The sequence below is a fragment of the Paenibacillus rigui genome (assembly GCF_002234615.1).
Lineage (GTDB): Bacteria > Bacillota > Bacilli > Paenibacillales > NBRC-103111 > Paenibacillus_S > Paenibacillus_S rigui.
In genome coordinates, this window is the sequence record NZ_NMQW01000034.1 from 127545 (window position 1) to 137364 (window position 9820).

Genomic DNA, 9820 nt, shown 5'->3' on the forward strand with positions numbered 1-9820 from the left:
CGTCACCGGAAAGGATGGAGCGGATTCGACGCCCTCTGAAGGCGAAGCTCCGTATCCCCGAACAACCTTCTCGCAGTCAGCTGCTCCACCTCGATCGTCTCGGCAAACAAATCGAAAGCTTGAAACCGCGCTTCATGCTGCGGATGCCGCTGCCGGTAATCGTGTATAAGGTGCGCCACCATCCCCCAGAAGTCCGCTTCCTGGAGCCCATAATGCTCCTCCAGCAGGAAGCACAGCTCGGTAATATTGATAAAGAAGAAGGCATCATGTACAAAATCCCTTACGACATCGGCCTGCTCTGTTTCGATAAATGAATTCGGATTAATCCGCTTATGATGCTCGGATACTGAATGCAGCTCCGGGCAAGCTTCCGGATGAGTCAGATGTCGCCGGGAGAACCGGATCCCGTCATGGAAATCCTTGAAGGCTACCCGCGTTGGCTTTCCGCCCCGATGCAGCAAAATCATATTCTGGGCATGCGACTCCAACGCCACGCCTTGGGCGAATAGCAAATGAATAAGCGGCAGCACAGCTGCCTCCAGCAGCTTTTGCGTCCAGGCCTCCACCCCTTCTGCCTGTATCCAGGCATCGATGAACGGTTTCCCCGAACGTTCCAGGTGACACAAAGCATTGAACGGTACAGCTTCCTCACCGTCCTTGGCATACAGGTGAAGGCTTTCCCTCCAGATCGCCCCGAGTGTACCGTAGGCACGGGGCCTCAGCAGCTCCGGCAGCGTTTCATGGTTGTAAGTTACGCCGGCCACTTCACGAAGCAGTACAAAATCCATCCGCAGCGCTTCCTCATCCTGCCTCACGAGCCCGCTAAGCCAATCGGAAATGAGCGGCGCATTACGAATCGTATGCTTGGCCAGCATCCTTCCCGTAGACGTGTTCACCAGGTTCATAGGCAGCTTCAGATACGATTTATACGGTGAGGTCACGTTGGCGAGCGTACGAATGGATTGCTGAGGGCGGTAGACGTCCGCCCCTTCACCGAGCACAATCATCCGTCCCTCGGCCAGCTGGCGGTAAAACACACGCAGCGTCGTTTCCCTCCACTGCCAAGGATGAACCGGAATATATTGAAACTGCTGCGGGTCTTTCCCTGCCGCTTCGAGCTTGGCGGCAAAAGCGGACGCTGTCTCTGCGCCCAGCTCCGCTTCCATGAACGCTTCGTAGGACAGCGAGGCCGAAATGGCATGAATACTGTCCTCAGCCAGCACGGCCAGCCACAGCGGCTTCAGTGATGGCCGAAACTCCGGTCCGAACGCTGCATTATCCTGCCCGTTAAAGCCAATTCTCGATTTGTAGCACGGATGATATGGATGACCATCCATGATGTTTCCTTCCAGAGCGTCATAGGCGCGCTGTGCACCGGACAGCTCCAGATGCCGGCCCGCATACTGAGCTTGCGTGTCTTTGAGCAGTGTCTGCCCGAGCTCTTCCAGGAAGCCGCCTAAACGGTCCTGAGGAACATAAGGCCCCAGCACCTCGACGACAAAATCAGCAAGGCGGGCTTCTGTTGCCCCGCCTTCCTCATCCATTCGCACAATCGGCTCCTTACGGCTCAATCGAATGCGGTCGAAGCTCAGCTTGTTGCGTCCATGGCATACATAGGAAACGGATTGCCCCTGGGCATCCACTACCTGGATCACAAAGCGTCCTCCTGTTTCACCAGCGGCGGAACGGCTATAGGCCACGATGTTCTCATACAGCAGCGCTTCCGCCAGCTGGCGAATGATTCTGCGCTCTACCTCGGCATATTGCGGGGAACGCAGCGCCTCTGTCCATTCGAACCCCTCCGGACTTGCGGTAAAGCTCTCCATTGTTTGCAGCCCGCTCATGATTTCAGCTCACCTCCGCAATAGTAGATCGGATTCGAAATGTCCACAAAATCCGGCGTTTCTCCCCGTCCTTGAAACCTGCTGATCAGATTGGCCTTGGCAGGCAGGCTTCGTTTGTTCAGCAAATCGCCGATGCAGCCGGCCAGTCCGCCGGATGACTCCAACCGCGACCGTTCCTCGAGCAGCACCTGTCGGACTGTCTGCCAATAGACGGCTTCGTTCTTTTGATCGAATCGTGCCACAGTATGGATCAGTGCACCCAAGTGGTTCACGATAAAATAATATTGCAGCCGCAGCCACGCCTCGTCCCGCGCGTACAGCACCGGACTGTCCTCCGGAACGACGTCCGGGGTCCAGCCATACAGGATCGCCTGCTCCCGGCTCACACTAATCCCTTCCAGGTCACGGACGTAATAACGGACCGGCATGCCGTCTGAAAGCGACAGCAGCGAATTTTGCACATGGGCCTCCATACTGATGCCCATGTCCGCAAACAAGCTTAGTAATGGCAACAGCGACAGCTTCAAATAGGCCGCAAGCCATAGGTGCCAATCCGGCAGCTTTCCGCCTGCAGACTGCCGGACAGCCTGAAACAGCAGTGGTTCCTTGTGACCGGGAGGCAGCTCCATGAGGGAAGCAACGACAAAGCACCTGCTCTGTTCCTCCTCATTCAGCTCCCCGGCGTGCCGGTATACGACGGCGAGAGCGGAGAATACCGCTTCCCGAGCCGTTGCATCGGCTTCATCACTATGCAGCCCCACGCTCCGGTATCCGGTTTCCTTCAAAATGCGCAGTCCTGCTGTGCCGCCGGCTCCATCTCCCCTGCCGTCCTCTCCACCCGGGATCTGGACGTCCCGCTGTGCCATAGTCAGCACGGCCGCTGCGTCCATCGTACGCCGAAGCTGCTCCGGCGTGTTCTCCCGGATGAAGTTCGTAATCCGGACATGCAGCGGAAGCTTATAAAAGATGCCCGCCTCCGGCTCCCATACCGTCCTCACCGAGGAGGTCGGATACACCTTCCTGCCTACGGCTCCAAGCGGAACAAGCCGGCCGTCGTCCATCAGCCCGCGTACAGCACTTATCTGGCCCAAGTAGTCTGCCTGCCACGGATGTAATGGCAGCAGCTTGTAATCGGCTGCCCGTTCTCCCAGCTTCCGGCGGGCAGCCTCAGCCGCTTCCGCCGTTGGCGGCAGCTCTTCACCGATCCATTCCTCGCATACAAGCTCCGAGAAGACGGCCAGGTAGTGCAGAGGAAATGCCGCCTGAAGCTCTGGCGCATAGGCGGTCAAGTCTTCATCGCTGAAGCCCTCCGAGCTCTTGGGCGTAGGATGGAACGGATGACCGTACAGCAGCGACTGCTCGGAGCGGATATAATCGAAGCCGTTCGACGCAGACGCTTCAGCACGTTCCATTGCGCGTTCAAGATACATGACGGTCCGACGAATGCTGTTGCCGATTTGCTCGCGAATTTCCGAAGCTTTTTGCATTCGTGCCGGCTCCGGTTCCCGGCAGCTTAACTCAAGCAGCAGCGCGTCTATGAGCTGCCCAGCATCCGCAGCAGGGTATACCTCGTCCCGTGCTCCCGCTACAGAAGTATAAAAAATATCCCCATATTCATGCTGGCCTGTCATGGAATAGTAAGTAATCGTTCCTACAATCCATGCTTGGGACTGCGTCAGCGGCAGTACAAAGGGTTCGCCTCGGCCAGCGGTTCGCTTCTGCCATAGGTCTGTCCTTATTGCGGCTGTCGCTGTATCCTTCAGGAAAGAGGACGGATGGTCCCCGACCCGCGGATCCTGCAGACCGGTTTCCCGCATAAAGCTGTTGAGCAGCCCCCGCAGCGCCGAGCGCTCCGCCAGACCTGTGCAAAAGCTATCCGCAGCCTGCAGCGGGACATCGTGTTGATGCAGCATACCTAGTCTCCTTTCGTAAGCTGAGCCTTTAATTCTTTAATACAAAGGCAGCTTCAGCCCTGCACCTTCCTGCAGCGCCTGCAAATAAATACGGCGGGCGCAGGCGATATCTTCAATGGCCATGCCCATCGGATTCAAAATAATAATCTCGTCATCCGTTTCCCGGCCCGGCTTCCTGCCGATCATGATTTCCCCCAGCTCGGCATGAAGCTGCTCTCTGGAGAAACGCCCTTCCAGGACAAGCTGATTCAGCACCTTCTTCTCCCGGTTCGACTGCTCCCAATCGTCGACAACGACTTTGTCCGCCTGGAGATAGGCTTCTTTATGTACATCCATAATGGAAATATTGCTGACAAAAGCCCCTTTACGCAGCCATTCGAAAGGAATATAAGGCGTGTCGGTCACCGTGCAGGTCACCACGACCTCTCCTTGGCGAACCGCATGCTCCGCGCTGCTTGCCACCGTAACCTTGACTTGCGGAGACAGAATGCGAACCACCTCCGCCAGCCGTCCTGCAGCTGCTTCGGATTGATCGAACAGATGGACCTCTTCAATATGGAGATAATGCTCCAGAAACGAGGTCAGCTGTGCCTTGGCAATCAGACCGCAGCCGATGCAAGCAATCGACTTGAAGCCTTCCTTGGCCAACCGCGCTGCCGCCACAACCGTCACCGCCGCTGTCCTCATGCTGCTGATCAACCCGGCCTCCAGAACGGCCACAGGGTAGTGGCTCTCCGCATCGTTAAGCACGATGACGCCGCTCGCCCGCTCCAATCCCCGCGCCTGCGGATTGTCGTGCTTGCTCCCGATCCATTTGATGCCGGATAACGGTACCTCGCCTCCAATATGCGCAGGCATCGCAATAATCCGATCGGCAATATGCCCTTCCTTCCCGGCGGAGCGCAAATACGGCTTCAGCGGCTGTACGAAATCCCCCTTGGCATGCAGCACAAGGGCTTCCTCTAACGCTTCCGCATACATTCGGGAGGAACCGCCGCCTAATGCAGCGATGGTCTCCCGGTTCAAATAAAGCAGTTCGGGCCCATTCGCGCCCGAAGACGCCAGTTGCCCGGCAGCAGCAAGAGATTGCTGTGGTCCAGCTTGATAGATCATGGAATAAACTCTCCTTATTTCATTGATTTCGGTTATTTGGTTTAGGGTAATTGAGCGACCCACTGGTCGTCGTATACTAAATCCAGATAGCGGTCCCCGCGATCGGGCAGCAGCGTAACCAGCCGCAGCGGACGATCCGCCCGGGCCTCCAATGAAGGAAGCAGCTTCCGAATGGCTGCCATAATGGACCCGGACGAGCCTCCGGCGAATATGCCTTCCTTCAGCAGCAGCTCACGGCAGCCTTCCGCCGATTCCTTGTCGCTGACATGGATCACGCTGTCAATTTCGGCGTGGTTCAATATTTCCGGGACGCGGCTCGCGCCGATTCCCGGCAGCTCCCGCTTCCCGGGAGCACCCCCGAACAAAATCGATCCGACCGCATCGACGGCGATAACCTGGAGATGCGGGAATTTTTCACGCATTTTCCGGCTGGTCCCCATAATACTGCCTGAGGTGCTGACGCCGGCAATCAATATATCTGCATGGTCAAGCGCATCGGTAATTTCCGTGCCTGTGCCTTCATAATGGGCTTTCCAATTGTTCTCGTTAGCATATTGATTAATCCAGAACCCGTGAGGGGATCGCTGCAGCAGCTCGTTCACTTTACGAATCCGTGTGATCAAGTATCCTCCCTGTTCATCACGCTCCTCGACCATTTCAATATGGGCGCCCATTTGGCGCAAAATATTCAGGTTCGTGCTGGCGATCTTGGGATCCACCACGCAGGTCACGGACAATCCGTAGAGGCGTGCCATCATCGCTAGAGCCACGCCCAGATTGCCTGAGGTGCTCTCGATAATATGCGTTCGGGCATCAATCGCTCCGCTGCGCAATCCCTGCTCGATAATGTATCTGGCCGGGCGGTCCTTCATACTGCCGCCCGGATTCATATATTCCAGCTTGGCAATGACCTGCACCTGCTTTTCCGGAAACAGCCTGCTTAAATGAACGAGCGGCGTCCGCCCGACACATTCGGCAACCGAGCCTTTCACGAATGCCGGCTTCGCGTCCGCTTGCAGTATAGATGACATCATCATTCCTCCTCGTGAACCGCTATTCACAGATTAATGATATTGATAATCATTATCATTAATCTGTGAGCCTATCGTAGCACACCGGAGAAAGCAGCGTAAATTCTTCAAACGGATAATCCTTTTTATTCAATTAGAGTATAAATATGGGATTCTATTGCAGAGGTAGGCCTAAACTGAACGGTCATCCGTTCAGTATGCAGCTTCGGGGAAAAGCAGCTGCTTAAGGGTATATATAAAATCAGCGCCGGAGCCTTCGATCTCCAAAGCTTTTTTGATGTTTTGCACGTGTTTTTTCACCGTATTCTCAGAAACGTAGCATTCGTTTGCAATTTTTTTGATGGAATAGTGGTTACACAGCATGACGGCAATCTGATGCTGCCGCTCGCTCAGCCTCATATCGGGTTTATAGGGAGGTATAGAAACGGGGTCCTTTGATACCAGGGTGTTGGAGCTTCGCTCTGCATGAGCTTCCGCCAATCCATCTGCCGGAGCGGCGCATTCCAGTGTGACCTTCACCCTCTCGCCAATGTCCATGGCGGATACTTCTCTAACGATCAAGCTATGTAAACGGGCTAATTTTTCCTGCTCGCCCGCGTTTTGAATATGAGAATCCACTGTAAGCTTCAGGTTTCTAACAGCCATCCCTTCATCTCTCCCCTAGCGAAAACGAATATTAAAATAATCTGAGGAAGTACTCAGGATTTTGCAGAAGCGGTTAGGGGCTCAGGACGATTCCCATACCCATGCGCTTGCGCATATTTATCCAGCCGCAACTCATCCGATATTTTCGGGCAGGTGTAGCAATGCCCTTCCTTTTTGCCGGGCAGACAGTAGAACAGGCAGCATTTGGATCGTACGAGCACTGTCTTGTCATCCCATGGATTGTTCACACGGCGGAAGGCTGCAGTTAAAGGGTTCATGTCCTTGCCAGCAAACTGCGTTTTGCCGTCAGCATCCATTAGCTCGGCGAAGCACGTCTCTATATGCGCGCGCTCCCCGGCAGTCAGCTCGCTGTTAAGCCACTGCTCCTTCCAGTAAGCAAGCGAATACGAGACGGTTCCCCACAATGTATCCTCGTCAATCTTCGTCACTTGGGATACCCTGCTCAGCATAGGAACGACCTGATCTGCAAACAGATGCCTGAAATAGCTGCTTCGCCTCTCCTTTTCGTCTTCGATTCCGATGACGCAAGCAGGCTGCTCCTCCGATTCCACGACAAATTGCAGGACAGGCTCCTTCCATACCAGCTTCATCCGGTCCAAGGAAACATCCAGGGCCACTTGATTCCGTATAAAACCATGCAGCGCTCCTGCAATGAGCAGAGCGTACCGCTTGATGAACAAGGAGCCGGTCACCTGCAATGCCGGTGATTGAACCGATTCTGCAAAGCGGCCGAGCATGGCAAGCAGCGCCGCATCTTGCTGCAGCTCCTTCTGCTCCAGCACACAGCCTTCCCCTGCCTCATCGAACAAAATATGATAAGCCGCCGCCCATGTGCGGTCATGTATCGGGTGCATCATTCAAATGTCTCCTTTGATGGAAAGTTATAGGAATTCCGCCTCTTCAATTGATAATGATAATCAGTCGCTTTCTGATTGTCAATCTGCAATGTGAAACGCGAAGCTTATCCTTCCTTCCTGCAAGGAATACACCAGGTCATGCCGGCACAGCCGATGCCGGGCCGTCTTCGGTCTTATTCCCTCCCGGAACTAGGTCGTTGTAACCACTGGCTGGGCATCCGGGTGCTTCAGGCCAAAATGCTCCCGCAGCGTACGACCGCTGTATTCGGTGCGGAACAATCCACGTCTTTGAAGCTCCGGGACCACGCCGCCAACGAAATCCTCCAAGCCTCCCGGAAAATAAGGCGGCATGACGTTGAAGCCATCGGCTGCACCGTCCTTAACCCATTGCTCCATCACATCGGCAACCTGCTCCGGTGTCCCAACCATCGTATAATGCCCTCTCGCGGTAGCCGTGCGGTGAATTAACTGCCGGATGGTCAGCTGCTCCGCCTTCACCATGTCTACGAGCATCTCAAACCGTGCCTTTTGTCCCTTGACCTGCTCGATGGAGGGCAAGTCCTCCAAGGGGACGGGACCCTCAAGCGGATAGCGGTGCAAATCGATTTCGAGAGAATTCGACAAACGAATGAGACCAAAGTCGGGTGTGATTAATTCCGCCAGCATGGCCTCCTTCTCCCGTGCCTCCGATTCGGTCGCACCGATAATCGGGCTGAAGCCCGGCAATATTTTCAGCTCATCCGCATGCCTTCCGTACTTCGCCATTCTTCCTTTTAAATCCGCATAAAAGGCTTTGGCATGCTCCAACGTATCCTGTGCCGTGAAAACCAGCTCTGCGGTTTCCGCCGCCAATTCCTTGCCTGCGTCCGAGGAGCCCGCCTGTACGAGCACAGGGAACACCTGAGGCGATCTGGCCACGTTTAAGGGGCCATGTACGGAAAAATAGTTGCCCTTATAGCGCAGCGGGTGAATTTTGCTATAATCGGCGAATGTACCTGACTGCTTGTCTGCAACCAATGCATCCGCTTCCCAACCGCTCCACAAGCCTTTGACCACTTCAAGAAACTCCTTGGCCTGTTCATAACGGTCACTGTGCTCGGGATGGCGCTCCCTTCCGAAATTGATGGCCGTCACATCGCCCACCGATGTAACGCTGTTCCAGCCCGCCCTTCCTCCGCTAATATGATCGAGCGAAGCAAACATGCGTGCCGCATTGTAGGGCTCCGTGTAGGTAGTGGAGACGGTTCCGATAAGACCGATCCGCTCCGTGCCCATCGCGAGCGCAGAGAGCATCGTAAGCGGCTCCAGGCCCCCTCCGATTTTGTGTTGAATCGCCGGTGTCAATACAAGGGCATCTGCGATAAATAACGAATCCAGCTTCGCTTGTTCCGCCATCTGGGCAAGCCGGGTATAGTAATGAATGTCCGTTACAGACTTGGGCATCGTTTCAGGATGCCGCCAGGAAGCTTCATGATGGCCTGTATTCAGAACAAAAAGGTTCAGGTGCATTTTTTTCACGGGTACGCTCATACGTTGGGCTCCTTTACTTGTCATTTGGTAAGGGATGGGGGAGACGGCTCGGATCGTGCTCCATTTGGCGTCGGGTTGACTTTGGAGAGGCAAACAGCCCGACCAGCAGGCCGCCTGTGATGATCACGGCTCCATGTAGTGCAAAAATGGCAGAGGTGCTGAACACAGCTCCCAGCAGTCCGCTGGCCATAGGACCTGCAATTTGCCCTGTAAATAAAATGCTTCTCGCATAGCCCAGCCTGGCTCCCAGCTCCCCCTCCGGGGCAGATCTCGTTACCATGAGAAAAACCGATTGCACCAATGCGCTGGAAGCCGCTCCCTGCACAATTCGATAGGAAACGAGCCATTCGATAGCAGGCGCCATCGCCTGAAGCACAATAGCTATTCCGCACAGGGTGGCGGCAATGACATAATTGCGGTGAACCGGACTCACATCGTTTCTTCGGCCCCACCACGAGGAGGTCAGCCATACAGCAGCCCACAGGATGGCTTGCAGAATCCCTACCCATACAGCCGTCAGGGCTGTAGTTTCGGCATACGGCTTCACGTGCAGAGGCAATACGGGAAGCAGTCCGAAGATACCAAAATTCGCACAAATTCCTGCAAGGAGAAATACACGGGTTTTCCGTTCCCGGAGCAAGCCGTGGAATTGGACTGCCATGCCGGTTCGTTGAACGGCTCCCTTCGCGCCCGTCTGCCTTTCCTTTAATTGCAGCATGCACAGCATCGTCCAGAAGGACAGCAGAATGGCTAAAGACAGCAGTACGTACCGAAACCCGATGACACCGAGCAAGACACCGCCCAGCAGCGGGCCCAGCATCGAGCCTGCGGCCAGCGCACCCTCCAGCCTCCCCCGTACTTTCCCC

General features: G+C 55.2%; 8 protein-coding genes. All 8 read right to left on the reverse strand.

Annotation, left to right across the window (positions count from 1 at the left end; genetic code table 11):
* Positions 1 to 2: 2 nt before the first annotated feature.
* Positions 3 to 1844, reverse strand: coding sequence for an IucA/IucC family protein (locus tag CF651_RS22380; protein ID WP_245856095.1), 1842 nt, complete (start codon positions 1842 to 1844; stop codon positions 3 to 5).
* Positions 1841 to 3757 (reverse strand): IucA/IucC family protein, encoded by a 1917-nt coding sequence (locus CF651_RS22385; RefSeq protein WP_094017096.1) that lies wholly within the window; start codon positions 3755 to 3757, stop codon positions 1841 to 1843. Before CF651_RS22385 ends, CF651_RS22380 begins: the two co-directional genes overlap by 4 nt.
* A 36-nt stretch (positions 3758 to 3793) precedes the next feature.
* Entirely contained in the window at positions 3794 to 4870 is a 1077-nt protein-coding gene (gene sbnB, locus CF651_RS22390) for a 2,3-diaminopropionate biosynthesis protein SbnB (protein ID WP_094017097.1), read from the reverse strand.
* 41 nt (positions 4871 to 4911) lie between these two features.
* Complete coding sequence (gene sbnA / locus CF651_RS22395) at positions 4912 to 5904, reverse strand: 2,3-diaminopropionate biosynthesis protein SbnA (RefSeq protein ID WP_425436301.1); 993 nt, start codon at positions 5902 to 5904, stop codon at positions 4912 to 4914.
* Between the two features lie 189 nt (positions 5905 to 6093).
* The gene (locus CF651_RS22400; RefSeq protein WP_094017099.1) at positions 6094 to 6546 is read right to left on the reverse strand and encodes a helix-turn-helix transcriptional regulator; all 453 of its coding nucleotides are present in this window, start codon (positions 6544 to 6546) and stop codon (positions 6094 to 6096) included.
* A 53-nt stretch (positions 6547 to 6599) separates the two neighbouring features.
* Complete coding sequence (locus tag CF651_RS22405; RefSeq protein WP_094017100.1) at positions 6600 to 7424, reverse strand: IucA/IucC family C-terminal-domain containing protein; 825 nt, start codon at positions 7422 to 7424, stop codon at positions 6600 to 6602.
* Between the two features lie 189 nt (positions 7425 to 7613).
* Positions 7614 to 8954: an LLM class flavin-dependent oxidoreductase gene (locus CF651_RS22410; protein ID WP_094017101.1), complete on the reverse strand. Its 1341-nt coding sequence runs from the start codon at positions 8952 to 8954 to the stop codon at positions 7614 to 7616.
* Positions 8955 to 8967: 13 nt separating this feature from the next.
* The coding region (locus tag CF651_RS22415; protein ID WP_144029089.1) for an MFS transporter at positions 8968 to 9820 on the reverse strand (853 nt) is incomplete at its 5' end.

Coding starts and splice junctions, on each gene's coding strand:
- CF651_RS22380 (WP_245856095.1), bottom strand. CDS start 1,844: ATGAGCGGGCTGCAAACAATGGAGAGCTTTACCGCAAGTCCGGAGGGG.
- CF651_RS22385 (WP_094017096.1), bottom strand. CDS start 3,757: ATGCTGCATCAACACGATGTCCCGCTGCAGGCTGCGGATAGCTTTTGC.
- sbnB (WP_094017097.1), bottom strand. CDS start 4,870: ATGATCTATCAAGCTGGACCACAGCAATCTCTTGCTGCTGCCGGGCAA.
- sbnA (WP_425436301.1), bottom strand. CDS start 5,904: ATGATGTCATCTATACTGCAAGCGGACGCGAAGCCGGCATTCGTGAAA.
- CF651_RS22400 (WP_094017099.1), bottom strand. CDS start 6,546: ATGGCTGTTAGAAACCTGAAGCTTACAGTGGATTCTCATATTCAAAAC.
- CF651_RS22405 (WP_094017100.1), bottom strand. CDS start 7,424: ATGATGCACCCGATACATGACCGCACATGGGCGGCGGCTTATCATATT.
- CF651_RS22410 (WP_094017101.1), bottom strand. CDS start 8,954: ATGAGCGTACCCGTGAAAAAAATGCACCTGAACCTTTTTGTTCTGAAT.